This window comes from Salmonella sp. JXY0409-18, from assembly GCF_020268625.1.
Taxonomy (GTDB): domain Bacteria; phylum Pseudomonadota; class Gammaproteobacteria; order Enterobacterales; family Enterobacteriaceae; genus Salmonella; species Salmonella enterica.
Genome location: NZ_CP084216.1, coordinates 3011176 through 3035845 on the forward strand (window position 1 = coordinate 3011176; position 24670 = coordinate 3035845).

At 47.3% G+C, this 24670-nt stretch carries 43 protein-coding genes and 2 pseudogenes; 26 read left to right on the forward strand and 19 right to left on the reverse strand.

Annotated features, from left to right (window positions below):
- Positions 1-367: 367 nt before the first annotated feature.
- From LDB27_RS23840 to LDB27_RS14705, 16 genes are all read right to left on the reverse strand, one after another.
- Complete coding sequence (locus LDB27_RS23840) at positions 368-829, reverse strand: lysis protein (RefSeq protein WP_263857410.1); 462 nt, start codon at positions 827-829, stop codon at positions 368-370.
- A complete protein-coding gene (locus LDB27_RS14635; protein ID WP_088389705.1) occupies positions 826-1323 on the reverse strand; it encodes a lysozyme in 498 nt (165 codons plus the stop codon). Before LDB27_RS14635 ends, LDB27_RS23840 begins: the two co-directional genes overlap by 4 nt.
- Positions 1323-1595 (reverse strand): hypothetical protein, encoded by a 273-nt coding sequence (locus LDB27_RS14640; RefSeq protein WP_000781414.1) that lies wholly within the window; start codon positions 1593-1595, stop codon positions 1323-1325. Before LDB27_RS14640 ends, LDB27_RS14635 begins: the two co-directional genes overlap by 1 nt.
- A 424-nt stretch (positions 1596-2019) precedes the next feature.
- Positions 2020-2793, reverse strand: coding sequence for an antitermination protein (locus tag LDB27_RS14645; protein ID WP_001047567.1), 774 nt, complete (start codon positions 2791-2793; stop codon positions 2020-2022).
- A complete protein-coding gene (locus tag LDB27_RS14650) occupies positions 2790-2969 on the reverse strand; it encodes a hypothetical protein (RefSeq protein ID WP_000219139.1) in 180 nt (59 codons plus the stop codon). The genes LDB27_RS14645 and LDB27_RS14650 overlap by 4 nt, the downstream gene beginning before the upstream one ends.
- Entirely contained in the window at positions 2950-3153 is a 204-nt protein-coding gene (locus LDB27_RS14655) for a phage NinH family protein (protein ID WP_080187657.1), read from the reverse strand. The genes LDB27_RS14650 and LDB27_RS14655 overlap by 20 nt, the downstream gene beginning before the upstream one ends.
- On the reverse strand, positions 3150-3758 hold the full coding sequence (locus LDB27_RS14660; RefSeq protein ID WP_080187658.1) for a recombination protein NinG: 609 nt from the start codon (positions 3756-3758) through the stop codon (positions 3150-3152). The genes LDB27_RS14655 and LDB27_RS14660 overlap by 4 nt, the downstream gene beginning before the upstream one ends.
- Positions 3733-3912 (reverse strand): protein NinF, encoded by a 180-nt coding sequence (locus LDB27_RS14665; protein WP_023217803.1) that lies wholly within the window; start codon positions 3910-3912, stop codon positions 3733-3735. Before LDB27_RS14665 ends, LDB27_RS14660 begins: the two co-directional genes overlap by 26 nt.
- The gene (locus LDB27_RS14670; protein ID WP_043856233.1) at positions 3909-4085 is read right to left on the reverse strand and encodes a NinE family protein; all 177 of its coding nucleotides are present in this window, start codon (positions 4083-4085) and stop codon (positions 3909-3911) included. Before LDB27_RS14670 ends, LDB27_RS14665 begins: the two co-directional genes overlap by 4 nt.
- A complete protein-coding gene (locus LDB27_RS14675; protein ID WP_152652517.1) occupies positions 4082-4609 on the reverse strand; it encodes a phage N-6-adenine-methyltransferase in 528 nt (175 codons plus the stop codon). The genes LDB27_RS14670 and LDB27_RS14675 overlap by 4 nt, the downstream gene beginning before the upstream one ends.
- The gene (locus LDB27_RS14680) at positions 4606-5046 is read right to left on the reverse strand and encodes a recombination protein NinB (protein ID WP_225519860.1); all 441 of its coding nucleotides are present in this window, start codon (positions 5044-5046) and stop codon (positions 4606-4608) included. The genes LDB27_RS14675 and LDB27_RS14680 overlap by 4 nt, the downstream gene beginning before the upstream one ends.
- 77 nt (positions 5047-5123) lie before the next feature.
- A complete protein-coding gene (locus tag LDB27_RS14685) occupies positions 5124-7004 on the reverse strand; it encodes a toprim domain-containing protein (protein ID WP_225519861.1) in 1881 nt (626 codons plus the stop codon).
- A 107-nt stretch (positions 7005-7111) separates the two neighbouring features.
- Positions 7112-7810 (reverse strand): helix-turn-helix domain-containing protein, encoded by a 699-nt coding sequence (locus LDB27_RS14690; RefSeq protein ID WP_225519862.1) that lies wholly within the window; start codon positions 7808-7810, stop codon positions 7112-7114.
- Between the two features lie 215 nt (positions 7811-8025).
- A complete protein-coding gene (locus LDB27_RS14695) occupies positions 8026-8454 on the reverse strand; it encodes an HNH endonuclease (RefSeq protein ID WP_080187965.1) in 429 nt (142 codons plus the stop codon).
- Between the two features lie 10 nt (positions 8455-8464).
- Positions 8465-8755: a CII family transcriptional regulator gene (locus tag LDB27_RS14700; RefSeq protein WP_080187966.1), complete on the reverse strand. Its 291-nt coding sequence runs from the start codon at positions 8753-8755 to the stop codon at positions 8465-8467.
- A gap of 130 nt (positions 8756-8885) precedes the next feature.
- Positions 8886-9095, reverse strand: a complete 210-nt coding sequence (locus LDB27_RS14705) for a helix-turn-helix transcriptional regulator (RefSeq protein WP_001059982.1) — start codon at positions 9093-9095, stop codon at positions 8886-8888.
- Positions 9096-9204: 109 nt separating this feature from the next.
- On the opposite strand from LDB27_RS14705, the gene LDB27_RS14710 reads away from it, so the two are divergent.
- The 3 genes from LDB27_RS14710 to LDB27_RS14720 all read left to right on the forward strand — a co-directional run bounded on the left by LDB27_RS14710 (position 9205) and on the right by LDB27_RS14720 (position 11244).
- A complete protein-coding gene (locus LDB27_RS14710; RefSeq protein ID WP_079918903.1) occupies positions 9205-9858 on the forward strand; it encodes a LexA family protein in 654 nt (217 codons plus the stop codon).
- Positions 9859-9952: 94 nt separating this feature from the next.
- The gene (locus tag LDB27_RS14715; protein WP_024140157.1) at positions 9953-10489 is read left to right on the forward strand and encodes a hypothetical protein; all 537 of its coding nucleotides are present in this window, start codon (positions 9953-9955) and stop codon (positions 10487-10489) included.
- The gene (locus tag LDB27_RS14720) at positions 10486-11244 is read left to right on the forward strand and encodes a DUF1828 domain-containing protein (protein WP_031608838.1); all 759 of its coding nucleotides are present in this window, start codon (positions 10486-10488) and stop codon (positions 11242-11244) included. Before LDB27_RS14715 ends, LDB27_RS14720 begins: the two co-directional genes overlap by 4 nt.
- A 141-nt stretch (positions 11245-11385) precedes the next feature.
- Here the strand turns inward: LDB27_RS14720 and fumD are convergent, their stop codons facing one another.
- Complete coding sequence (fumD, locus tag LDB27_RS14725; RefSeq protein WP_023229427.1) at positions 11386-11595, reverse strand: fumarate hydratase FumD; 210 nt, start codon at positions 11593-11595, stop codon at positions 11386-11388.
- Between the two features lie 331 nt (positions 11596-11926).
- On the opposite strand from fumD, the gene LDB27_RS14730 reads away from it, so the two are divergent.
- The 21 genes and pseudogenes from LDB27_RS14730 to LDB27_RS14830 all read left to right on the forward strand — a co-directional run bounded on the left by LDB27_RS14730 (position 11927) and on the right by LDB27_RS14830 (position 21408).
- Positions 11927-12289: an antitermination protein gene (locus LDB27_RS14730; protein ID WP_225519863.1), complete on the forward strand. Its 363-nt coding sequence runs from the start codon at positions 11927-11929 to the stop codon at positions 12287-12289.
- Between the two features lie 78 nt (positions 12290-12367).
- Positions 12368-13432 carry a hypothetical protein gene (locus tag LDB27_RS14735; RefSeq protein ID WP_225519864.1) on the forward strand — a complete coding sequence of 355 codons (1065 nt, stop codon included), beginning with the start codon at positions 12368-12370 and terminating at the stop codon, positions 13430-13432.
- A 68-nt stretch (positions 13433-13500) separates the two neighbouring features.
- Positions 13501-13701, forward strand: coding sequence for a hypothetical protein (locus LDB27_RS14740; protein ID WP_001539177.1), 201 nt, complete (start codon positions 13501-13503; stop codon positions 13699-13701).
- 208 nt (positions 13702-13909) lie between these two features.
- Complete coding sequence (locus LDB27_RS14745; protein ID WP_006831706.1) at positions 13910-14068, forward strand: protease FtsH-inhibitory lysogeny factor CIII; 159 nt, start codon at positions 13910-13912, stop codon at positions 14066-14068.
- Complete coding sequence (locus LDB27_RS14750) at positions 14049-14237, forward strand: DUF5444 family protein (protein WP_000156731.1); 189 nt, start codon at positions 14049-14051, stop codon at positions 14235-14237. The genes LDB27_RS14745 and LDB27_RS14750 overlap by 20 nt, the downstream gene beginning before the upstream one ends.
- Positions 14227-14370 (forward strand): hypothetical protein, encoded by a 144-nt coding sequence (locus LDB27_RS14755; protein WP_170873650.1) that lies wholly within the window; start codon positions 14227-14229, stop codon positions 14368-14370. Before LDB27_RS14750 ends, LDB27_RS14755 begins: the two co-directional genes overlap by 11 nt.
- The gene (locus LDB27_RS14760; protein ID WP_225519865.1) at positions 14367-15074 is read left to right on the forward strand and encodes a Rad52/Rad22 family DNA repair protein; all 708 of its coding nucleotides are present in this window, start codon (positions 14367-14369) and stop codon (positions 15072-15074) included. The genes LDB27_RS14755 and LDB27_RS14760 overlap by 4 nt, the downstream gene beginning before the upstream one ends.
- Positions 15074-15358 carry a sigma-70 family RNA polymerase sigma factor gene (locus LDB27_RS14765; protein WP_052945355.1) on the forward strand — a complete coding sequence of 95 codons (285 nt, stop codon included), beginning with the start codon at positions 15074-15076 and terminating at the stop codon, positions 15356-15358. The genes LDB27_RS14760 and LDB27_RS14765 overlap by 1 nt, the downstream gene beginning before the upstream one ends.
- Positions 15359-15404: 46 nt before the next feature.
- A complete protein-coding gene (locus LDB27_RS14770) occupies positions 15405-15701 on the forward strand; it encodes a phage anti-RecBCD protein (protein ID WP_225519866.1) in 297 nt (98 codons plus the stop codon).
- A 10-nt stretch (positions 15702-15711) separates the two neighbouring features.
- Positions 15712-15879: a DUF2737 family protein gene (locus LDB27_RS14775; RefSeq protein WP_072104056.1), complete on the forward strand. Its 168-nt coding sequence runs from the start codon at positions 15712-15714 to the stop codon at positions 15877-15879.
- A complete protein-coding gene (locus LDB27_RS14780; RefSeq protein ID WP_000118152.1) occupies positions 15876-16175 on the forward strand; it encodes a hypothetical protein in 300 nt (99 codons plus the stop codon). Before LDB27_RS14775 ends, LDB27_RS14780 begins: the two co-directional genes overlap by 4 nt.
- A gap of 1 nt (position 16176) precedes the next feature.
- Entirely contained in the window at positions 16177-16767 is a 591-nt protein-coding gene (locus tag LDB27_RS14785) for an ead/Ea22-like family protein (protein ID WP_052942525.1), read from the forward strand.
- A 3-nt stretch (positions 16768-16770) separates the two neighbouring features.
- On the forward strand, positions 16771-17070 hold the full coding sequence (locus LDB27_RS14790) for a hypothetical protein (RefSeq protein WP_000661511.1): 300 nt from the start codon (positions 16771-16773) through the stop codon (positions 17068-17070).
- Between the two features lie 37 nt (positions 17071-17107).
- Positions 17108-17380 carry a hypothetical protein gene (locus LDB27_RS14795; protein WP_000206020.1) on the forward strand — a complete coding sequence of 91 codons (273 nt, stop codon included), beginning with the start codon at positions 17108-17110 and terminating at the stop codon, positions 17378-17380.
- Complete coding sequence (locus LDB27_RS14800) at positions 17381-17731, forward strand: DUF551 domain-containing protein (RefSeq protein ID WP_000185077.1); 351 nt, start codon at positions 17381-17383, stop codon at positions 17729-17731.
- The gene (locus tag LDB27_RS14805) at positions 17728-18405 is read left to right on the forward strand and encodes a DUF551 domain-containing protein (protein ID WP_001060562.1); all 678 of its coding nucleotides are present in this window, start codon (positions 17728-17730) and stop codon (positions 18403-18405) included. The genes LDB27_RS14800 and LDB27_RS14805 overlap by 4 nt, the downstream gene beginning before the upstream one ends.
- A 68-nt stretch (positions 18406-18473) precedes the next feature.
- Positions 18474-18614: a hypothetical protein gene (locus LDB27_RS14810; RefSeq protein WP_157747414.1), complete on the forward strand. Its 141-nt coding sequence runs from the start codon at positions 18474-18476 to the stop codon at positions 18612-18614.
- 2 nt (positions 18615-18616) lie between these two features.
- Positions 18617-18703: pseudogene (locus tag LDB27_RS14815) on the forward strand (DNA-binding protein); the annotation flags it as partial.
- 20 nt (positions 18704-18723) lie between these two features.
- Positions 18724-18942, forward strand: coding sequence for an excisionase (locus tag LDB27_RS14820; RefSeq protein ID WP_001556007.1), 219 nt, complete (start codon positions 18724-18726; stop codon positions 18940-18942).
- Positions 18920-19990 carry a tyrosine-type recombinase/integrase gene (locus LDB27_RS14825; RefSeq protein WP_225519867.1) on the forward strand — a complete coding sequence of 357 codons (1071 nt, stop codon included), beginning with the start codon at positions 18920-18922 and terminating at the stop codon, positions 19988-19990. The genes LDB27_RS14820 and LDB27_RS14825 overlap by 23 nt, the downstream gene beginning before the upstream one ends.
- Before the next feature lie 134 nt (positions 19991-20124).
- Positions 20125-21408, forward strand: a complete 1284-nt coding sequence (locus LDB27_RS14830) for a putative acyl-CoA thioester hydrolase (protein ID WP_001094763.1) — start codon at positions 20125-20127, stop codon at positions 21406-21408.
- Between the two features lie 143 nt (positions 21409-21551).
- Here the strand turns inward: LDB27_RS14830 and pgl are convergent, their stop codons facing one another.
- Complete coding sequence (gene pgl, locus LDB27_RS14835; RefSeq protein WP_000815468.1) at positions 21552-22547, reverse strand: 6-phosphogluconolactonase; 996 nt, start codon at positions 22545-22547, stop codon at positions 21552-21554.
- Positions 22548-22710: 163 nt separating this feature from the next.
- Between pgl and LDB27_RS14840 the strand changes: the two are divergent.
- Positions 22711-22935: pseudogene (locus LDB27_RS14840) on the forward strand (HAD-IIB family hydrolase); the annotation flags it as partial.
- Between the two features lie 160 nt (positions 22936-23095).
- Positions 23096-23938, forward strand: a complete 843-nt coding sequence (locus LDB27_RS14845) for a pyridoxal phosphatase (protein ID WP_000143911.1) — start codon at positions 23096-23098, stop codon at positions 23936-23938.
- 434 nt (positions 23939-24372) lie between these two features.
- Here the strand turns inward: LDB27_RS14845 and LDB27_RS14850 are convergent, their stop codons facing one another.
- Positions 24373-24669, reverse strand: a complete 297-nt coding sequence (locus LDB27_RS14850; RefSeq protein WP_000253632.1) for a hypothetical protein — start codon at positions 24667-24669, stop codon at positions 24373-24375.
- Between the last annotated feature and the right edge of the window lies 1 nt (position 24670).

Here is a 24670-nt window from a genome sequence, read left to right on the forward strand (position 1 = left end):
CTGCTGGTTGGTTTGATATCCTACCGGCGATAGCCGATACCACTTAACCTAAAAACTTATATAAAGCTCTGTCAATGGCGCTTTACCGACACCATTTGCAGAATTTTATAAACTCAATTCTTCTACCATCGCTTGAGTGCGCGACCATGAAGGGAAATCGTATAACCTGGTATTTATCGTTTTTGACTCAGCCTGCACGCTCACGCAGAAGGGAGAGCTGCGGTCATTGCTGATGCATGCGCCCGGCGACGATACGGCGCTGTTCTTACTGGTGCGCAGCGTTTGCTCTGCTTCTCAGAAATGCTTAGCCACTTGCTGTCGTCACAGCCATTAAGATGTGATCACCATCCTTGCGGGGTTGCACAAATCATTTCAGGCACTGCGAGTTGATGTAGTCCTGAAGACCGAGGATCATTTTGTTGCTGGTTTCGATTCGCTGTCGGAGAGTGAAATAATCCCGTTGAGCGGAGTCAGCAAGTCTGGCGGTTGTTGCATCATCCACACCGGAGGTGGTGGCGGTGTTACCTTTTGAGGTTGCGAGGTTGATGCGCAGCCCGCACTTACCAGCAGCAACGCAGCGCTGCAAATCATCCAGCTTGCTTTGAACATCAGCCAGTTCTCCGGTGTATTTGGCATCCAGTGCGGCGACATCGCGCTGCCGGGTCTGCATGTCGGTGATCGTGTCGTTCGCCAGCTTCAGGCTGTGAGTTGCATCATCGCGCTGCTTTTTGAAGTCGATTGCGTTATTGCGGTAGTGATTAACAGCCCACGAAAGACAGACGATGATGCAGATAACCAGAGCGGAGATAATCGCGGTTACTCTGCTCATTGTTGCCCCCACAAACAGACTTCACGCTCAATCTCACGGCGAGTCATCAGCCCTTTCCATTGCTTACCGCCAGCGTACGTCCAGCGACGTAACTGGTCACATGCGCCTTTGATATCACCCTGATTTATTTTGCGAAGAAGTGTCGATGTTCTGAAGTTTCCTGCGCCAACATTGTAAACGAACGAGTAAAGAGCGCCGCGCGTTGTTTCCGGTATATCGACTTTGATGTACGGGTTAATTTGCCTGGCGACCGTGTTCAGGTCTTTATTCAGCAGCGCCTTACACTCAGATTCTGTGTAAGTCTTGCCGATCATGATGTCGTTCCCGGTATGCCCGTAACAAACTGTCCAAATACCAACAACATCGCGGTATGGCTTATATCTGACCCCCTCCAGACCATCATTACCAGTTGGCCCAGTAATCAGTACAGAAGCTATTGCGATAGCCCCACCACCAACGGCTGCCAGTACGCTTTTTCGAAGGGTGCTGTTCATCAGATTTCCTTTGGTGCTTTCTGACCGAGTTCGGCGATAACCGTGGCTGTAGCTGATGGATTTCTGGAGTCGGTTTTATTCAAAATGTCCTGCAGTATCTTCGTTCGCTTCATTTGCTCACGCTTGTTGAGCCGGTAAGTCAGAACGCCGAGGATAATGCTGAACGCGACGCCAATGATGAAGCCCCAGTCCTGTAGAGAAAGACTGGCAAAGAAAGCCGCAAGACCAGCGCTACCGTATGAAGCATTGCTGTATCTTTCGTCCATCTTCATTTTCTCACCCCCTGAGTGCGGGGATCTGTTCAATTTAGGAATTAACGTGGTTGTTGAGTGAACAAATCCAGGATACGTTTATCAGTAACGTGGTTTGTTCGCGATTAACGGCGTGAGCAAATCAGGCAGGAGGCTGTTAGCGCAGTCTCTTGCCGCCCACTTCACGAAGCCCGGCCATAGTGCTGGGCTTTTCATATGTGTAAAACGCCCTACCCGTAACCACGAAAGTTAGAAGGCATCTGAGATGTTCTGGTGTTTGGGAGGGCGCTTTCAGAAATGTCGCGCCAGAAATGCAAAAAGCCCGTGGTTTTTGCCTCGGGCTTTCTTTTTAATCCATCTTAACAAAGGACGGATTTCTACTGTTAGGGTTATGATATTCTACTTTTCGTCATTTTGCAAGATGCAATCGTTATCGGAGTAAAACTTAGCTGGTAACTTTCGATAAAACTACATTTGCAGCAGACTCCTCCATTTCAACCTTGCTAATTAATGACTCATAGAATGGCTTAATAGCCTTATCCCATACGCCTGGTGAAATTGCATCGGTGAACTGACATATTGCACGAAAGCATGAAGCCGCGGGTATGCGCTCATACCCACGCCCTGAGCACTGCTTGCAGGATGAATAAACTGGAACGCCCTGTAGTTCTGATTTCTTCCTGTCCAGCGCTACGCCACGCCCGCGGCATTTAACGCAAGATGTAGATACAACACCTGCGCCATTGCATTTAGTGCATAGTGATTCCGTTACCTCCACAGCCGTCCTTGCAGGAGTTTTCTCACCACACCCGGGATGCTTAACGATTCTCTCCTTTTTCCTTAAGACTCCGCGCCCATTGCAGCAAGAACACATGGCATTACTAGCCGCCGATCGGCAGTAATCCTGATACGCGAAAGTTGCGAGCGTTTGCACTACTTTCCCTTTAACATTGGTATCAAGTTTGCGTAAGGCAGCCACCTTGTCGCAATGCTTCATACCATGCTGTACCAGTAACTGAATTGCCTTCCGTTTGTCGTTATCGCTCAGGTTCATTTTGCCGCTGAAAGCACTGAACCCGAGCGGAGCGCGACTTTGAACCATACCAAATGCTGCCATCACATCGGTATTAGTCAGTGAGTCTGATGCCGTTGCTCTCGGTGAATCTGATAGTTGAGGAGACTTCGGAGAGTGGAATTTCACAGTGTTTTCCAAATTCATGCAGCATCGCCTCCCGATGTCTTGTTCAATCCAAGCCGGTTCACCAGTTCACGCTCTCGCTCATGCAGATAATCCATCGCCTTCTGGTGTTGCTCCGTCATCTCTCTGACGCTGCGTAATTCAGCCTCGTCACGTTCACGCTGCTGTTTCGCCTGGTTAATGCTGGTTACGGTCATAGACACCTCTCCCGCCCTGATGAATCATTAAAACGCCGTTAACGATGGCGTGATACCTGGCTTCTTTGTCGTACAGATAACGCCTTACTGTGTTGCGGTGGCACGATAAGCGCCGGGCGACTTCTGTCTGGTTCCCGTATGTCTCTATGAGCATGTCTGGAATGGTTTTTACTAAGAAAGTCATGCGGCCTCACTTCTGCTGTTGCGCAGCTCTTTCGTTTTCTGCCTGTAATACTTCGCCAGTTCCTGTAACTCTTCTCGCGTCCATTTCTTCCGCTCGTGTGGACCCATTAACCTGTCGTAGGCTTCCTGTCCGATTTTTTCGATTAACCTTGGTCGGTATGCGCCGATGTTCCCCGACAGATACGAATTACAATGCTCACATTGAGCGTGGCAGTTGGTTTCGTCGTATCTGGTTTCTGGTGATGCGCCGACAGTACGGAAATGACCTGCGTTTATTTTTGCGCCGGTAAGCCTGCCGCAGCTTATGCAGGGATCTCCCACATCTCGGGTGCGGATGTATTCGTTAAAGGCTTGCTGGGTAAGTTTGTGGAAGTAGCTGAGGGGTTGTAGTGCGAGTTTTCGAATCTTCAGTTTATCTTTCTGTTTCTGCTCCTCTCGTCGTCGTTTCTTCTCTGCTGCTTTTTCCGCTTTTTCGCGTTCTTTGTTTCGTCGTTCGAGTGCTAACTTCGTACCACAATCAACACAACACCACTGTTGGTTCTGAAATTGCGGGAAGAACCATTCCCTGCACTCTTCGTTCTTACAACGCCGCCTTACCTTCCTCATTCGACATATCTCCATTCGGATCGCGATATACCAGCCATTCGTTAACACATTCTGCACAGGCGTAAATTTCATCAGGTGCCAGTTGCTTGTTACATCCGGCGCACATTGCCCTTGCTATGCTCTCTTGCTCATAACTTCGATTGGGGTCAATCATCGCGTTTTCCTCATGCGGTTCCACTTGGACTGCAACAATCCGTAGACATAATCGAATGTCTTGACCTGGCTTTCTGTGGGGATTGGCTTTGGTTTATTTCTGGAGCGCTTCGTTGGAAGGTATTTGCAGTTTTCGCAGATTATGTCGGTGATACTTCGTCGCTGTCGTCTCATGCCGCCCTCCTGACGCCCTGCCCGATCACCATCAATGCCGCTTTGGATACGGTAGTAAACATCCGTCGAGGACTGATGAACGGTCGCCAAATCAGCAGCATGGAGCCTTTGCTGTTTCCCTTCTTCTCCAGCCCTGTCGATGGTTCGATAAAATTAATCCGTCCATCAGTGATAATGCGAACTTCGTCGACGCTCTCCAGAGCCTTGCTGAACCATCCGACTGACATATCCTCTGGCACAAGCATCACTACCGTCTGTCGTTGTTGTATGCACTGCTCAGCGGCTTTTTCCACCCACGGCCTGATATTGCTGTACGGTGGGTTATTCCAGATTGCACCGTGGCTTACCCACTCAGAATTGAGCGCGTCGTCGGCCTCAGTTAGCCAGTGAGCGCACAGAGCATTTTTGTCGCTCGCTGCCGAATCCAGCCAGAATCCAAACTCAACATCCAGTGCATCAAAAAGCCAAAGCGGCGTTTGCCAGCAGTCCTTGTCGTGTGCTGGCGTATTTGATTTGATAGTCATGCAGCCAGATCTCCCCATCGCGCTTTCCACTCCAGAGCCAGTCGCGCTTCGTCTGACCACTTAACGCCACGCTCTGTACCGAATGCCTGTATAAGCTCTAATAGCTCCGCAAATTCGCTTACACGCATCCTGCTGGTTGACTGGCCTATTACCACAAAGCCATTCCCGGCAAGGTTAGGAACAACATCCTGCTGCTTTAATGCTGCGGTAAACACACACTTCCAGCTTTCAGCGTCAAGCCATCGTCCATGCCAGTTAACCTGACGTGAGACATCACCAAGGCAAGCCCAAAGCTTCCGATTTTGGTCTAATCTGCGGTTGCGTTCCTGAATGGTTACTACGATTGGTTTGGTTGGGTCTGGAAGGATTTGCTGTACTGCGTGAATGGCATTTTGCTGATGTGCTGGAGATCGAATTTCAAAGGTTAGTTTTTTCATGTCTTACCTCTCCCCCAAATAAAAAGGCCTGCGATTACCAGCAGGCCTGTTACAAGCTCAGTGATGTAGATGGTCATTCAGTACTCCGTAACGTTCTCCTGCCGCCACACTTCGTCATACTCCGACTTCGGCATGTTAGCGATATAGTTGTATGGTGACGCACCTTCCATTTGCAGGAACTGGTGAGACTGCTCGTCAAGAAATAGCGGCACACCACCTTCCCACCCTTCCCCGTTTCGCTGCTTCTCAAGCATTAAAACAGATGCGGGCGCAGCAAGAAGTTGCTGGTCTTTCTCGTTAATCTGCTCTCCAGCATGAACGCGCTGTAACGCTCTCTCGCGAGCTTTATTGCGCCAGATGATAAACAGGTTATCCGTCAGGTCTGTAATCGCTCCTGAGCCTTTTACGTCCATCTTTCCGGTAGGTTTCTCCTCGCTGTCTCCCTTTCTGGAGTGAGTGACGAGGATAATGTGAGAGTTGGTTTTATTCTTGAAGTCGCACAGCGAATCAACAAACGCCTTTTGCCCGTTGTAATCGTCATCGCCAATACCGCACTTCATGAGGCTGTCGATGATGAATAACTGGATGCCGTATCGCCGTCTGGCGTATGTGAAAATTTCAATCAGGCGTTCAGCCTTGGCTGTACCTGTCAGGCCAAATAACCAGAGCCGGTCATCGTAAAACTTAAATGCTGATTCGATTTCCAGTACTGGTGGCATTTTGCAGCATGTTGACTGCCTGGTCAGGCGTTTAAGCAAAACCCCGGGCTTCAGTTCAAGTGATGCGACGCATGTTTTTACCCCCTGCCTCATGGCCTCAAGTGCCATATGCCCGACAACCTCCGTTTTTCCGTGACCGTTCACGCCATTGACAAGAGTTAACTCCGCCTCACGGAACTGGAAGTTGTAAGCCAGCGTTTCCCACGGTGGGTTAAACAGATACTGCTGCTTGCCGTAGAAAGCATTGATGGTGTCCTGATAAAACTCACGGGCGCTGTAAAGCTCTTCTGGGTCGAAATATGACGCTGTCCCGATGTACTGCCAGATTTCATCCTCAGTGACGCCGTTCATCAGGCATTCGTTGATATCTTTGTGTGGCAGTGTAACCAGACGACAGCGATGCTCACCAAGTCGGCTTGCGATTTCCCTTGCTGCTTCACGCCCGACATCGTCAACGTCCATCGAAATGAATATTTCTTCAAACCTGTCGAGGTTGTGGTATTCGAACTCAATCCACTGTTGCTTGGCGCCTTTCCCGCCACCAAACGGCACGGATAACGCCGAGATGCCGTATTGCGCATAGCTCATACAATCAATTTCGCCTTCGCAAAGTACAACCGCCCTCACGCCAGCGTCCAGAGCCTGCCATCCGAACAGACAAGGTTCGCAATCACCTTCTGCCATAATGACTTTCTTCCCGTCAGGGCGATCAGTGCTGATTCGCTTGACCTGCAACAACTCACCATCGCGTTTGTACGGAAGCACCAGAGCATCCAGTTCTCGTTCTCCATTCCACACCTTTCCGCTGACAACCTCGTAGCGCTTTACGACTTCTGGCGATATGCCACGCGATTGCAGGTACTCAAGATGGGATTCTGTTCTGGTAACGTAGCGGGCGATTTTCTTGCGATCAGGTCTGGAGAATTTCTTCTCACGTTTGGCATCGAAATGGTGATCGTCATCCTTGATACCGAGAAATGCTTTCGCTTCCTGCATAGCCTGATGCAGGTTAATTCCACGACATGCCATCCACAAATCAAGCATGTCACCGCCGTCTCCCTCAGCGAAATCAGCCCATTTTTTCTTGCCGCTAAGGTTGACCTTAAGGCTGTTTCCCTTGTCACCGTTGACGTTACCGGCAACCCACTCATGCCCCTCTTTCTTGCCGTTTGGCAACAGGTGAGGAGCCACCCTGTCAACCTGCGCCCAAAGCAGGTTGCTAAGTTCACTCGGTGTCATAATTCCCTCAGATTGAGATTTTTAAACCAGAAATCGACAAACGAAATACTTAACCAGCCGTGGTTATAACCAGCGACCAGTAGCGATTTGATTTTTGATTTCATGGTTCACCTGTCGAAAAACACGTAGCCAGTTTTCGATACAGTGATTGCGGATGATGGCCTTGAGAAAGAGTTACAAGCGCGAGATTTTTGGAATCCCCTGGCATTTCTGAGCCAGGTATTTAAGGCGCGACTCCAGTCAATGAATTTGCTCCCCTTGCTGAGGTGATGGTCGGTAAATTTATCAAACTCATCCTGTAAGGATATCCCGAACTCTTCTGCCATTTTCTGATGTGATGCCGATGGTGAAAATCCTTCCGGCATCGAAGATGGTTTTTTCTTGCGTTCTAAAGGTTCCTTGACTGGTTCAAAAGAGTGATAGGTTCTGGGGTCAGCTCCTGCCCCACCCCCTAGGTCAGCTCCTGCCCCACCCCGGTCAGCTCCTACCCCACCCCGGTCAGCTCCTACCCCACCTGATTCTGGTGGAATTTGTTGTGCATTATCCAGCGTCAGATAAAAAACGTTTGACTGGTTAAGCTCTCCTTTTCTTCTGAACTCCCTTTTCAGGAGCCCCATATCTTCAAGTGCTCTAATGTGGCTTTTTACGGTTGATCTGCTCACCTCACATTGGTCAGCGATATGTTGATATGAAGGCCAGCACTCTCCTTCATCATTGGCGTTATCGGCAAGCTTTATAAGAACCAGTTTTCTCAATGGGTTGCCAACCTTTATGCTCATGGCCTTCGCCATCAAGTTCATGCTCATTTTGACTTCTCCGAAGTTTTGTACTTGTTAAGTATTTCTCTCAGTGGCGCGGCTATTGCAGGATTAACACCCTGATAAAACTGGTCACGCAGTAAATCTTTTTGGTGATTAACGCGTTTATTTTCCGGAGTTTTTCGCATATAATTACCTCTCCTGATACCCTTAGAAATCCATCTGGATTTGGTCAGAACGCTCGGTCTTGCACACTGAGCGTTTTATTTTTTTATGTGCTTCCATTTTTCACCTCTGCAAATAGCAGCTATATAATTTGGCGTTACTCCATATTTTTTTGATAATGCCCTTGTGTTGAATAAGGGGTGTCTTGGTATATATTCACTAATGATGTTTCTTACATCATCTTCAGTTAATTTTGCCCTACCATTCCTGCTTCCAAATGCCTGCCTTTTTCTCTCCACCATGTCATTTGCGTTTTGCTGGCTTGTCCCAGCACATAAATGAGAAGGTAAAATACAAGAAGGATTGTCACATGCGTGACGAATTACTAAGCCATCTATATCTTCAATCTGGATCCCTTTTGCCACACAATAAGCAAATCTATGAGCAAATACTTTTTTCCCATTAATCCAAACCCTTCCATAACCCTTGCTGTCCTTTAAACCGCCAAATTCCAAACACGGAGTCATAAGACCATCCTTAAAAATTCATGGTTAACTGATTCTCAGCGAAAATATCCGCCGGGCGTTTTTTATTTCCCGGCATCACAGCTTCCACTGCCTGCCTTGCTACTTCCCTGATTAAGCTCGTCTCCCATACCTTCTCCAGAAGCACGAACGTCACCGCCATATCCTGAATGTTCAGGCGGCTAACTTTTGAATCAGACCATCCCGCCATCTTTGCGAAATTTGTCTGCCCCATTGATACGAGTCGGGCGCGAAGCTCTGTTTCCACTTCGCGTATCTTTTTGCTGTGATTTGTGAGTTCCATTACTTAGTATTTCCTGTAGTTAATAGTTAGTTGTGGCTATGCGCACTGGCGCATAAACCTGTGGTTGATTTGTTATCTGGAGTTCGCTTTTCAGCGACGTAGGACGAGTGTCCGTTGTGAGTGGTGTTGCTTACGCAGCCTTTGGTGGAAAAAGATCGTCTATGGTTAGTTCATAACCGTATTCTTTGAACGCATTGATAAAAGCGCGACAAAGATTGATATCCATTCCCCTTCTGCCTGTCTCGTAATGACAAACTGCACCACGCGTACAACCTAGTACTTTCGCAAGATCTTCCTGCGTTAAACCGAAGCGCTCGCGAAAATTGCGAATATTATTCATAAGCTCCTCCTTACCAAGGAGTATACACATCGTATTCAATATCGCAATACATAGTTTACGGGTTGTGACTGTTCTTGTTTGATACAAATTGTATAATTTAAGGATGAAAATGAACTGGTATGACATAGCGAAGCAAAGGATTGATCAGCTTGGATTGAGTCAGGATAAAGTTGCTGAACACCTTGGTGTAACCAAAGGTGCTGTTAGCCATTGGCTTAACGGGAGAAGGAACCCATCAATACAAGAAATTGGAGCTATATTTCAATATCTTGGCGTTACAGACGCGAGGTTCAACGCTGACGGAACCTTTAGCGTTGGCGAGTCAACAGAACAAAAGCCTGTTAAACCTCAATTTGAATACCCATTCTTCTCTCATGTTCAGGCTGGAATGTTTACACCAGAATTTCGAACCTTCACTCAACTAGATGCTGAGGAATGGGTAAGTACAACCAAAAAGGCCAGTGAGGCAGCTTTCTGGCTTGAAGTTGAAGGCCACTCAATGACGGCTCCAGCGGGATCACGACCAAGCTTTCCTGAAGGAATGCTGATTCTTGTAGACCCAGAAGATCCTGTAGACCCAGGCGATTTTTGCATTGCAAGGTTATGTGGTGATGAGTTCACTTTTAAGAAGCTCATCAAAGACAGCGGACAAGTATTCCTACAACCGCTAAACCCTCAGTTCCCAATAATGCCATGTAACGAACAATGCAGGGTTGTAGGTAAGGTTGTAGCCAGCCAGTGGCCTGATGAGATATTCGGGTGATGATGGACTGAAGCGATGTTTGGGTGATATTCAAGAAGATTGGGTTCTGTTAACTAATTCAATGGGCTAACATAGAAAGGCAAACGGATATCTAGTGGCAAAGAAAAACGAGAGTCCTCTGTTACAGTCGGATGTTGATCGCGTCATAAACTCCAAGAAAATAGTGGATGTTAGCAGCATAAAATGGGGTAAGAAGCCGCCACCTGGCAGGTCACCGATGTGGTTACAAACGGCTATCACACCTTATGAGGATGGCTCACCTTTGCCTGGCCTAAAGTTTGTTTTACAGTGGCGACCAGCTGATGAATACGGAGATTCCCCTAAAATTCAGATGGTGGCGCTTTACTTTGGTCGAAGAATTTTTGGTGTGGACTCTTACCCAAATGATAGACATACTAACAGAGTCCGGGTATGCCATCCTGACTATGCTGAAAGCATTCTTGGCCCACATTATCACCTTTACTTTGAATCAGCGTTGCCGTATGAAATAGGTCTGATCATACGCGAGAAGATAGCCCCGGATGACTTGTTAGGACACTGGCGCTTTTTCTGCTATAAACTGAATGTTACATGCAAAGGAATACTGCCTTTGCCGACCCAAGAAGATTCGGGACAAATTCCATTGCTATGATGTGCTCAACGATAATTTCCAGACTCGGCTATGAATGCCTACCCATAGGTGAAGAGTCCTTGAGAATAATCAGTCCGTTTCCCTATTGTGACGATGGGGAGCATGTTGGCGCATTCGTACAGCATATTAATGGGAGTTTCAAAGTAACTGATCGATGCGACGCACTTATGAACATGGAGGCTCGTGGAATTTCACTTAACCAAAGTCGCCTTGATGTGATCAGGCAGGCACTCGCGCGAGAAGGCGCTGAGCTAAATGAAAGAGGCGAAATTCTTAAGTGGGCTCATGATGAAGGTGAGCTTGGAAAGGTAACATCAGATGTTATTAGGGCTGGTATTCTTGCTTCAGCTATGTCCATCGATTGGTATTCATCTAACCAATCTAAAAGATTTGAAGCTGAAGTGATTGATTTCATCTCAAAAAGTTCACTATCAAATTTAATGTCCCTTCGAGAGGAAGTCAGTGGCATGAGTGGTCACAATATTGTCATACCTGTTACCATTAAAACCGCAATGCCCAAATACATATTTACCTCAAGCATTAAAGAAGGTGGATCATGGAACAGCGCATATTCATTGCTTGGAAAGCTGATGGATCTTTATCAGGCCAACAACGCTGTTAACAATCGATACGTAGTTATTGACAATGAATCTATCGGCTCGCAAATGCAGCAACTGATACTGCTGTTCAACGACGTAAGCCAAGTTCTTCCATTCGAAAGCAGAAGTTTATGGCTTCCAAAATTAGCTGCATAAGTAACCCGGCCACCGCGCCGGGTTTACTTTTCCTGCCGATCCCTACGTCAACCATTCGCCCGTCAACGTAACTCATTGATAATTATGCCAACGCATCGCTATTTCATCCATTTTCCCGCCACTTTGTCACCACCCAGATACCTACTCTTCCAGTAGCTTCACCGCTAGTTCCATAACCTGAATCTGGTCAATATCCCACTTGTCCAGCCCCTTCGCTAACTCAGTTCGTATCACGTCAGCTATAGCCACTCGCTTAGTCTCATGACCCTCCGCAACCATAGCAAAAACGACATCACCGACAATCCTGCACATTTCCTGATAGCGCAACTGCGCCAGCTCTTCGCTTTTCATACTGATACCTAGCTCGTTTTTTGTTCAGAACAGTATGGCATAGAGGGCTTATAAAAATAAATCACTTTATAAATCAACACATTGTAAACAAAACTGCGAATAGGATACAAAATGTATTTGCAATGATGTTTACTATCCGTATACTAAACCCATCAACAGGACGCACTACTCACTAGGACGGTGAACATACAACGATTCAGTGATGAATCTACGCGGCTGAAAAGCCGGAACGACCAAAGTGAGCTTTGGGATGCGATGAATTGCAGTCCATCGAGGCAACCAGAAGATAAGCATCTGGCATCGCATCACCAAAGTTCATCAGGAGGTCACTATGACACGCAGAACAGCTTTCAATGGTTCAGCATCAGGTCGTCGCCGCGAACGTCGCGCTGCGCTTCAGAATGAGACTACAGCCAGTTCAGAAGTATTACACCGCCCCACCCTTAGCCGTGTACAGATTCAGGCCAAAGGAAAACATGAAACGCCAAAACGTATTGAAGACGCAAAATCACTTCAGTTCATGGCGAAAGATGCATTCTGGCAACTGGAAGAGTACAGACGCCATCTGGAGCGGGCAGCCATTGTATACGCAAATGAGTTTGGACATAAGCCACCAGAAACTGGCGTGTGTCTTCCAGACGTAGCGCTTTACGCAGCAGGTCATCGTAAGTGCGGGCAAATTACCGCTAGATAATTATTCAGGCAGCAAACCTCTCATCTAATCAGGTCGCAATGCGGCCTTTTTTATTGCCAAAATTTAAGGAATAACAACATGACCAAAGAAATTGTGACATTCAAGGGATTTAACAAAGACCTAAAGTGCCGTGGCTTTCAGTTTGCAATCGGTGAAACCTTCCATCACGATGGAAAAGTAGAGGCTTGCGGTTCTGGATTTCACGCCTGTGAATGTCCTTTCGATGTTTTCAGTTATTATCCGCCTGCAGAAAGCCGCTATGCGGAAACAATATCTTTTGGTGTTACTGACCGAGAAGAAGGTGGCGACACAAAAATCGCCAGCGCAAGCATTACTATTAAAGCTGAGTTAACACTACCTCAGTTCATTCAGCGTGGTATTGAGTGGATTTGGAGCAAGATTGATAAATCGCTGGAACAGCAGATCATGACTGGCAACCAGTCAGCAGCAACCAACACTGGCTACCAGTCAGCAGCAACCAACACTGGCGACTGGTCAGCAGCAACCAACACTGGCTACCGGTCAGCAGCAACCAACACTGGCTACCAGTCAGCAGCAACCAACACTGGCTACCAGTCAGCAGCAACCAACACTGGCAACCAGTCAGCAGCAACCAACACTGGCAACCAGTCAGCAGCAACCAACACTGGCAACCAGTCAGCAGCAACCAACACTGGCTACCAGTCAGCAGCAACCAACACTGGCGACTGGTCAGCAGCAACCAACACTGGCTACCAGTCAGCAGCAACCAACACTGGCTACCAGTCAGCAGCAACCAACACTGGCAACCAGTCAGCAGCAACCAACACTGGCTACCGGTCAGCAGCAACCAACACTGGCTACCGGTCAGCAGCAACCAACACTGGCTACCAGTCAGCAGCAACCAACACTGGCGACTGGTCAGCAGCAACCAACACTGGCAACCAGTCAGCAGCGGAAGTGTCTGGATCGCAATCCGTAGCGGCATCACTCGGAATAGAAGGGAAAGCCAGGGCATCTGAAGGCGGAGCTATTGTGCTTTGCTATCGAGATGAAGAAGGCGAGTTAATTCATATCCGAGCAAGCAAAGTTGGCGAGAACGGTATTATGCCGAATACATGGTATCAACTGGATAAAGATGGTGAGTTTGTAGCGTGTGAGTGATGCACCTATAGCAGATTGCGCAGTCTGCTATGTGAGCAATATCGCATAAATATGATGAGAAATTTTAAATGGGCAGAAAATTTAAAGTTTGGCTAGATTCAGGCGCAAATATTCATTCCTGCTATAAGCAGGAAATTGACATTGAAGAGGATCTTGGTATCTCTGATGATGAATGGGACTCATACAGTGAAGGGGATAAGGATGAAATTATGAAGGATGTTGCATGGGAAAGAATGGATTGGGGGTTTGAAGAGATAGAAAGCGAATAAGCACTGTGTATTCATTCCAGTGAGTGAATACACGGAGCAATATCGCTCGTAACCAAACGAGGACGACGACTCGTTCTGGTTAATCGAAAAATCATCCCTTGATGTTATTTGCCGCTCGCAGTCAGGGCGGCTTTTTTATCGCATATCCACAGCGCTTCATATCGAGGCGTTTTCGCTATGCCAATAAATAAAAATGGAGAATCCCACGATGACATTTGCTATCGCGGGCGGTGCCGTCATGGGTATCGCCCAACTTAATGAATCACTTTTAGAGCGTATAACCAGAAAATTACGGGCCGGATGGAAACGTCTCGGTGAAATTCTTAATCAGCCAGGAGTGCCACGCCATGACTATTACGCCTGTTAACGGAACAATTCTTGTTCAGCAAGGAAACAGGGAGTTCAACAAGCTATATGAGAAAGTATTTCCGGATACAAAACAGGGAATGTCTGATGCGTATACATGGGCTGCCGGAATAGCTCTTGGTTGGGATAAGTGGCAGGACGAAGAATGGGAGGCGCGTCATGTTGCATGATTTTGATGATGAAGAATTTATTTCTCTCATTTCTCCTGAAATTGATGAGGAAGTGGAGCAGCAAATTAACTTAGCCGCAGAACGGCAGAATCCGGTTATTAGCTGGGATGAATTTGCGGGGTATTACTCATGAATCTGGATCAGTTAGATGAACCGTTCGCAGCTGAAGATATTGAGTGGCGAATACAGCAAAGCGGTAAAACACGCGATGGCAAAGTGTGGGCTATGGTGCTGGCTTATGTCACGAACAGGGCAATCATGAAACGCCTGGACGATGTTTGCGGCAAAGCAGGATGGCGCAATGAATACCGCGATATTCCCAACAACGGTGGCGTTGAATGCGGCATATCAATCAAGATTGATTCCGAATGGGTAACTAAATGGGATGCTGCTGAAAACACACAGGTAGAAGCCGTCAAAGGTGGTCGCTCCGGCGCAATGAAGCGTGCTGCCGTTCAGTGGGGAATTGGTCGGTATCTGTATAACCTTGAGGAAGGTTTTGCGCAGATATCCAGTGATAAGAAACAAGGATGGCACAGGGCCAAACTGAAGGATGGAACAGGATTTTACTGGCTCCCTCCATCGCTGCCGGACTGGGCCATGCCAGCATCATGCAATCAACCATCACCAGAAAATACCAACCAGAAATCTCCATCGGTTGACTGCGAACAAATCCTGAAAGACTTCAGCGATTATGCAGCAACAGAAACTGACAAGAAAAAGCTAATTGAGCGTTATCAGCATGACTGGCAATTATTGGATGGTCACGATGATGCGCAGACAAAATGCGTTCAGGTAATGAATATCAGAATAAATGAGCTTAAACAGGTGGCTTAATGAGAAGATTAAACATAACTCCAGCGGAGATGGAGTCAGTTTGCGGTAGCATGGTAGCTTGCCGTGCAGCAGAACATCTGGGCCTAAACATAAATCAGTTTTATTACATAGCAAAAAAACTGTCATTAAAAACGGCATTCGTTAAGCCAAGATGGAGCGACGACGAAGACAAAAGAATGCAGACGCTTATCTCATCAGGCTATACACAAAGAAATGTAGCAAAAATTCTCGGGCGAAGTGAAGAGTCGGTAAAAAGCAGGCTATCACGTTTACGAAAGAAATAACCCTATACGTACCACATTATTCGGATAACCTACCCTGGAGTAAATTATGCCAGCGCCTCTATATGGTGCGGATGACCCGCGCCGCTGTTCCGGCAATTCCGTATCGGAGGTGCTGGAAAAATTCAGAAAGAACTACGACCTGATAATGTCGCTACCGCAGGAAACGAAAGAGGAAAAGGAATTTCGCCACTGTATATGGCTTGCAGAGAAAGAAGAACGAGAGCGAATTTACCAGACATCAATCCGACCATTCCGCAAAGCCACATATACCCACTTCCCTGAATATATCGACCCGCTCCTGCGTAATTACCGCTCACGCTATGGCGCTATCAGTAATGACTGAGGAATTTTCCATGAGAGGACTTGCATACAATCCCGGCATTCTTCCGGCAGAAATGATTATTCGCCAACGCGTAAAGCCAATGCCATCGAGAGAGGAATTGCTTAAGAGAAATTCTTTTCTGTCAGTGAATCAAAACAAATATCTGAATGCGATGTGGCGCAAAGGAGGCAACCAGTGAGTGTATATCTTATTGATAAACGTCGACGTGGGCAACAAATACCACCTGTAGGAATTCCGAATCACACATGGTTTTGCGTACTTGATATCGATGGTATGGATGCGTTGGTTGACACTCGTCATTACTGCGATACCGCAACAGCTACTCCGGCGAAAGCAAAGAAAATGGCTGCTCTGATAGAAAACTGGACTCCACCTGATGGTTGGTGCAATGGGAATGATCGAGATTGGCATGAAAAAATGAAGGGCTATATCTGCGATTTCTTACGTAAATGCAACGGCTTCAGGGTGATGTGATATGACCAAAATTAACTATCAGGCACTGCGTGAAAAGGCAGAGAAAGCAACGTGTGGTGTGTGGTCGCTCGAATATGGAGAGGAGAAACTTGATGCTGGTGATGCGCTAATTCATCGTGAAGTTGTTGGATATCTTCCTATTTGCATAATTGAAGGAGCGCATCCTGAAAGCGGTTTCGATGAAGATTTCCAAATGGAACAGCAGGCCAATGCTGAATTCATCGCTGCAGCCAATCCGGCTACAGTGCTGGCGCTGCTGGATGAACTGGAGCATTACAAATCACGTGAAGAGCGAGTTACAAAGCTGGTTCTTGATAACTCAACAAGCTGGGATGCTCTCTACAAGAAGTTGGAAGCCGCAGAGAAGCGCATCGCCGAGCTGGACAAACGCCTGATTGAATACGCGGGAATTGCAACCCGTGAAGCTCACCGGGTGGCAGAACTGGAGGCGCGGACCGTGATACTACCGGAACCCATTATCGTCCTTCATCGCCGAGATTTCACAGATGCGCATCGAGAGATTTATGCATATCCGGAGGCGGAGGTTAACGCAGCATTGGCCGACGCTGTCATTGGCGTGAATGGGGAGTGACAGATGAAAGAACTAAGATTTTACGGCGCAAGTGATGACTTGCTCGAATGCGAAGGTGCAATCAGAGAGGAAGTTGGCTGTTACAGAGAGCCGGGTATTTATCACCTGAAATCAGGCGATGGCGAGATGCTGGTTGTTGGCTTTTACATGGATTCTGGTCTGTGGAGCATTGGCATAAGCCAGGTTATTGAGAATTGCCCGTTACCTTCCTGGCCTGTTTCATACAGTGTTTATGAAAACGGTTATAGCCCAATGCTCGCTATCCAGGCACCTGACGATATTGAACTGGTAATTCCAGAATAATAATTAACGGAGATCGCCCCATAAGGGCGGTAACAGAATGACTACAGAAGAATTAATCGAACGTATCGACGACTGGGGCGAGGCGTACAGGCTGTTAGATGAGAAATTACCGAATATTGAGCGCCGATTTAATCGGCTGACGAAGGCGTTGGCGGCGCTATTGGACGAGGTTAAACAGGAGTTCCCGGACGCGAATTATTACACAGCGTCGGGTGGGTTTAACTTGCTGCTGGGTGATTCTGAAGCGGGTAGTTTGATGGTCGCCCTATCAGCTAGCCACTACTTATCTATAGGCGACGGGGATTTTTAAATGACCAATAGCAAACTAACAGACGAAGAAATCAATGAGCTGGCTTTGAAATTATTCTACGGTTCCACTTTTTATTTTCAAAGTGGCCGACGTGCAGGCGCAAAAACTATGGCTGAATTGCTAAATAAAGCGGCCTGCGCTGTCACAGAGCTACAGGAACGCCGCAAATCATTTCGGTGGATTTCAATTGATGAGGAATTGCCAGAGGATGAATCAACAGTAATCGTTAAAAATATTGATGGTGTGCAATGGGTTGCTGATTTTAGCGATGATTGTTTTTATCCCGACGAGTTTCCTGTTTACAAAATGGGAGGCGATGAGGTTACGCACTGGATGAGGTTCCCGGAATGAATAACAAACTAACAGACGAGAAGATCAAAGCGCGAATTAACGCGATTGAGGACCGACGTTCTGCCAGCCGTGATTTTTGGGACGGTGATTGGGATTATCCTGAGGATATCGAGCTGTTGGCGCTGCGCGAGCTACAGGAACGCCGCAAGGCTGATAACCAAGAGCCAGCCGGCTACCACGTCGTCAGAGAGTGCGGAAAAGTTGGCTGTAGTGTTGCAACGCTAGAGGAAGCCAAGAAAACGCGAGATTTCTGGAATAAAAAGTGGACTATCAGTCCGTATTTTTACACCGCCCAGCCAGCGCCGGTAGCGCCTGATGCGATGGATCTGCAGACCTGTCATTTAGATGGCGTCAATGAGACGTATGCGGAGGGCTGGAACGACTGCCGAGACGCAATGCTCAATTCAGCAAAACTTAACGAGACTGTAAGTGAAACTAACAAGTTGAACTCTCCGGCAACTCCGGATTGTTGGATTCCTGTAAGCGATCAACTACCGGAGAAAGGACAGCGACTTATTGCGTTTGTCGAATTTAATAGCAATGTGGTTACGCCACTTATCAAAGATGCTGAGTATACCGGCAGCACATTTCGAATCGGGCCGAATACGGTAAATACAGCAGGTGAGCCAAGAGTAACTCACTGGATACCACTTCCAAATCCGCCGCAGCAATAACAATCCTCGCTCTCGCGGGGATTTCTTTTATCTGAACTCGCTACGGCGAGTTTTGTTTTATGGAGTGAATGATGATTCTTGTGATCAGTGCCACCTATCTTTGTCGCCGCGGGGATATTGATGGCGCGGTTTACGCAGGTATAGCAATTTTCGGATTTATTGAGCTTCTTGTAGAGATTGCTCTTCTCGCTTCAGTATTAGGAAGGTAACCATGGAATCACACAGTCTCACACTCGATGAGGCCTGTGCATTTCTCAAGATATCCAATAACCAGCCTTGCGCTGGTTTTTTCTTGCGTGAATTTGCAGAGGTAATGAGATGTACTTAACGCTTCCAGAATGGAACCAGCGACAGCCAAGGCCAAGAAGCCTTGAGACAGTTCGACGCTGGGTTAGAGAGTGTCGAATCTCCCCTCCTCCGCTTAAGGATGGAAGGGAGTATCTGTTTCATGAGAACGCAGTAAAAATCGACGTTAAAAATAAGCCAACAGGCAGACTTTTGAAGAGGATTAGAGATGGGAAGAAGGCGAAGCCATGAACGCCGTGATTTGCCTCCAAACTTGTATATCAGGAACAACGGTTATTATTGTTATCGAGACCCAAGGACGGGTAAGGAGTTTGGGTTAGGTCGCGACCGGAGAATCGCAGTAACTGAAGCAGTTCAGGCGAACATTGAGTTATTTTCCAGCGCTGAGCGAAAAAGTCTTACGTCGCGGATCAATAATGAAGATGCAATGACTATGCACGCATGGCTGGAAAAATATGACAGCATCATATCAGTCAGAGGACTCAGGCCTAAAACACTTGCTGATTACAGAAGCAAAATAAGAGCCATAAAGGAGCGGTTTCAGGACATTCCATTGTCAGATATAACAACCAGGGATATTGCCACCATTCTCAATGATTATGTTTCAGAAGGAAAGTCGGCCACATCAAAGTTAATCAGATCGACGTTGAATGACATTTTCAGAGAAGCTATAGCTGAAGGCTTCATACACTCAAACCCAGTCACGGCCACAAGGACCGCTAAATCTGAAGTTAAAAGGGTCAGATTAACCACCGATGAATTCATGAAAATATATGATGCTGCCGGGAAGCAGCCGCCATGGGTGAAACTGTCTATGGAGATAGCATTACTTACCGGGCAGCGTGTTAGTGATATCTGTGCAATGAAATGGGTTGACATTTCAGAAGGATTTCTACACGTACAACAACAAAAGACAGGAGCAAAACTGGCGATACCGGTAACGATTAAGATTGATGCAGCTAACCTTTCGCTTTCAGATACGCTGAAGAGATGTAAATCACTCTCGCAAGGAGAAACAATAATTTCCTCTACACGAAGCGAAGCGCTTTCATCAGGGACGGTATCAAGGTATTTTATGCGCGCACGCAAGGAATCTGGACTTTCTTTCAGCGGAGAACCGCCAACATTTCATGAGATACGCAGCCTGTCTGCAAGGCTCTATGAGAAACAGTATGGCGAAAGATTTGCGCAGCACCTTCTCGGACATAAGTCTGATAGCATGGCTGCGCAATACAGGAACGATCGCGGGAGAGAGTGGGAGAGAATAGAAATCAGCTAGTGATTTTATTTTGACTAATAGTGACCTTCGTTGCGTAAAATTTTGAACAGAAAGACTTTTTTATACGTTCAACTTAGTATAAAAAAGCAGGCTTCAATGGATGTCATTTAACTTTTTCAAGCCCGGAGCAACCTGTGAATACATTATCGGTTTCCCGTCTGGCGCTGGCACTGGCTTTTGGCGTGACGCTGAGCGCCTGTAGCTCTACGCCACCCGATCAGATCCCTTCCGATCAAACCGCGCCTGGCACCGCCTCGCGCCCAATTCTGTCGGCAAATGAAGCGAAAAACTTCGTTGCGGCGCACTATTTTGCCTCCCTGACGCCGAATACCGCCCCGTGGTCACCGTCGCCGATTACCCTGCCCGCACAGCCTGACTTTGTGGTGGGGCCGGCAGGTACGCCAGGCGTTACGCACACCTCAATTCAGGCCGCGGTCGATGCGGCAATGGTTAAACGCACGAACAAACGCCAGTACATTGCTATTATGCCGGGCGACTATCAGGGGACCGTGTATGTTCCCGCCGCGCCGGGAAGTCTGACCCTGTACGGGACCGGTGAAAAACCGATCGATGTGAAAATAGGGATGGCGATTGATGGTGAAATGAGCGTCGCTGACTGGCGCCGCGCGGTGAATCCCGGCGGGAAATATATGCCTGGTAAACCCGCCTGGTATATGTTCGATAACTGCCAAAGCAAACACGCCGCGACGATCGGTGTGATGTGTTCTGCCGCGTTCTGGTCGCAGAATAACGGTCTGCAGCTACAAAATCTGACCATCGAGAACACGCTGGGCGACAGTGTCGATGCCGGAAACCATCCGGCGGTGGCGCTGCGTACCGATGGCGACAAAGTCCAGATTAACAAGGTCAATATCCTTGGCCGCCAGAACACCTTCTTTGTGACCAACAGCGGCGTGCAGAACCGTCTGCAAACCGATCGTCAGCCGCGTACGCTGGTGACGAACAGCTATATTGAAGGCGATGTGGATATGGTTTCCGGACGCGGCGCCGTGGTGTTCGATAACACCAACTTCCAGGTCGTCAACTCCCGCACACAGCAGGAAGCCTACGTCTTCGCCCCGGCGACGCTGTCCAATATTTACTATGGCTTTTTGGCGATCAACAGCCGCTTTAACGCCTCCGGCGATGGCGTTGCGCAGCTTGGCCGCTCGCTGGATGTCGACGCCAACACCAACGGTCAGGTAGTGATCCGCGACAGCGTGATTAACGAGGGCTTCAACGTTGCCAAACCGTGGGCCGACGCGGTCATCTCGAAACGTCCGTTTGCCGGAAATACGGGAACCGTGGATGACAAAGGCGAGGTGCTGCGTAATCTGAACGACACTAACTACAACCGCATGTGGGAATACAACAACCGCGGTGTAGGCAGTAAAGTGGTGGCAGAACCTAAGCAGTAATCGCCGTTCCGGTTCAGGCTTATAAACGGGCCGCCGCAGCAGATGTGGCGACCCGTGGTTTTACTGCAAGCGATGTTTATTGAAATTAATCAGGCATCCTGCCCTGGTGAGCTCCAGCCCGCCGCCCTCCGGCACACAGCGCTTTAGTACGCGTTCACCACAACCCACATTGGCCCCTGGCCGACGGCATAACGGCCTTTTTCCGTCAGCAACCCCTGAGTGCCCGTAATTTCATAGACCGCGATATGATGTGATTTTTGACCCGCAGCAATCAGGTATTTCCCGCTGTTGTCGATATTAAAGCCGCGCGGTTGGGCTTCCGTCGGCTGGAAGCCTTCAACGCTCAGTACGCTGCCGTCTTCGGAGACACTAAAGACGGTAATCAGACTGGCGGTGCGGTCACAGGCATACAGATGCCGTCCATCCGGCGTAATATGAATATCCGCCGCCCAACGGGTATCGGAAAAATCGGCGGGCATCATATCCAGGGTTTGTACGCACTCTATCTCGCCATGCGGATTTTTAAGCTGCCAGACATCCACCGAACTGTTCAGTTCATTGACGCAATACGCATATTGTCGATTCGGGTGGAAGACCATATGACGCGGGCCTGCCCCTTCAACTGTATTTACTTCCGCCGGCTCCTGGGCCACCAGATGGCCGTCATCGCTTAGCGTAAACAGACAAATGCGATCCTGTTTTAGCGCAGGCACCCACAGGGTACGGTTATCAGGCGTAATATTTGCCGAGTGGCAGCCGTCCAGCCCTTCCACCACATCCACCAGCTCAACCGGCAGGCCATCCTGTAAGCGCGTCACGCTGACATTACCGGCGTTATACGATCCGACAAAGACAAAACGACCATGATGATCGGTAGAAATATGGGTCGGGCTACCCGGCAGGGCGGATTCGGCGGCAAACGTCAGCGCGCCATCATCCGGCGCAATACGATACGCCAGGACACGAAACTCCGGGCGTACGCCGACATAGAGGTAGCGTTTATCCGGACTGACCACCATCGGCTGAACCTGACCGGGCACATCCACGACCTGCACCAGCGTCAGCGTCCCTTCGTGGTTCAGGCTCCAGACGTGAATTTGCTGACTCTCAGGGCTGGCGGTATAGACTGTTTGTTTCATGAATACTCCTTTGCATATGGCATGTAGCTGCAATAACAGGACACAGCTTAACGTAGTCGCTTTTGACGGCGAATGCTGAATTCAGACGCAGAATTTTGTCTGCTTACCGTCCCGGTGTACCATGCCGACAGACGGAATTATTACTCTTAATCTGGAAAAAATTATGACTGCACGCGTGATTGCCCTCGATTTAGACGGAACGTTATTAACCCCGCATAAAACCTTACTCCCCTCCTCGCTTGACGCGCTATCACGCGCCAAAGAGGCGGGCTTTCAACTTATCATTGTCACTGGTCGCCATCACGTTGCTATTCATCCTTTTTATCAGGCGCTGGCGCTGGAAACACCTGCTATTTGCTGCAACGGCACCTATTTGTATAGGTTGCACTTTATACAAAAAATCTAGGTCATTGAAATATAACAACATCCTAGTTCCCGATTAAATAAAACTAACCAATTGATTTTTAAGTAATTTTACTTCTGCCTTTTTGACCTATCCCCATTCATGTACTATCAGTTTATCTATCAACTTCATATGTGTACATGAAATGACCTTTCAAGTTATTGCCCTTGACCTCGACGGCACGTTACTTACCCCACAGAAAACAATCCTGTCTGAATCCATACTAGCCCTTCAGAATGCCCGTAAATCTGGTGCAAAGATAGTGATAGTAACCGGACGACATCATGTAGCAATCCATCCCTTTTATCAGGCATTGGATTTAGATACACCTACTATATGTTGTAACGGGGCATTGCTTTACGATTACGTAGGAAAACGGGTGTTGGCCTCTGACACCCTACATCCAGAACAAGCTACGCAATTAGTATCACTTTTGGATGCACACAATGTTCATGGCTTGATGTATGCAGACGATGTAATGTTTTACAGTCAAGTAACTGGACACATTACCCGTACTGAAACGTGGGCTAGATCTTTACCTGAACATCAACGCCCGGTATTCAAACACGTTAATTCTTTAGGGGCGGCTGTCCATGACGTGGATAATATATGGAAGTTTGCCCTAACTGGTAGTGATATTGATAAATTAAAAAACTTTGCTCAAATAGTTAAAAGTGAGATCGGTCTTACCTGCGAATGGTCATGGCATGATCAAGTAGATATAGCCCAAATAGGTAACAGTAAAGGTAAACGCCTTACACAATGGGTTGAGTCTATGGGTTTATCAATGAAGGATGTTATCGCTTTTGGTGATAACTTAAATGATGTGAGTATGCTACAAAGTGCGGGCTTAGGTGTAGCTATGGGTAACGCCGTCGATGAAGTAAAAGCCTGTGCCGATCTGGTAATTGGTTCTAATACGGAACCTAGTATTGCTGAAATATTAAATGCTCATTATAACAATGAAACATTGAAGTTTATTCCGTAAATTAAATTTCAGTCATTTAATAATATAGCCCGCTAGAAGCGGGCTTAGGTTAGGCGGGTACTTCGATTACTGCAATGTTTACTGGAACAATGCCAGTATTGACTACAAAAAGTTGGTACGGGACTAACGCTAACTGGTGCGTCGGTGTAGCGTGGTGTGTAACTAATAATAAATGATACTGTATAATTATTCTTATTATACACTTCAATTGTACCGGCTTCTACGTATATAGAACGGTTATTACTTACATGTAAACCACTATCACCACCTAGCGAAGTATCTAATACTAAATGTATCGGATCGGCATTTTGAATATATGCCGGATGTGTTAAATCTACACTAAAAAGTCATGTGCATTTACTTTATGTGTGTATGGAATTAGGCATTTTGTGACCTCATAAAAAAGGAAAGGTGTATTACCTCTCCTTTATCTATTACATTGGTGTACCCAATAGTACAAAAAGTAGCTTGAAAATCGGTTCCAGTGGTAAATTTATTAACACAATCCCGAAATAATCAAAGAATGGAATAATGATATAACTATATAGTACGATAAGTGTTAGGACTAGTCCCAATACATTACGCCAGTGAATTGTAGTTTTTTCTATCTCAATCTTATTAACTTCTATTTGCCCTTCGGCGTTTTCGGATTTTACTTCCTGTTCTATGGTTTTAGTTTTAGTGAAAAAATTAATACCAGATTTTATTAAGTCATAAAGTATGCTTACCATT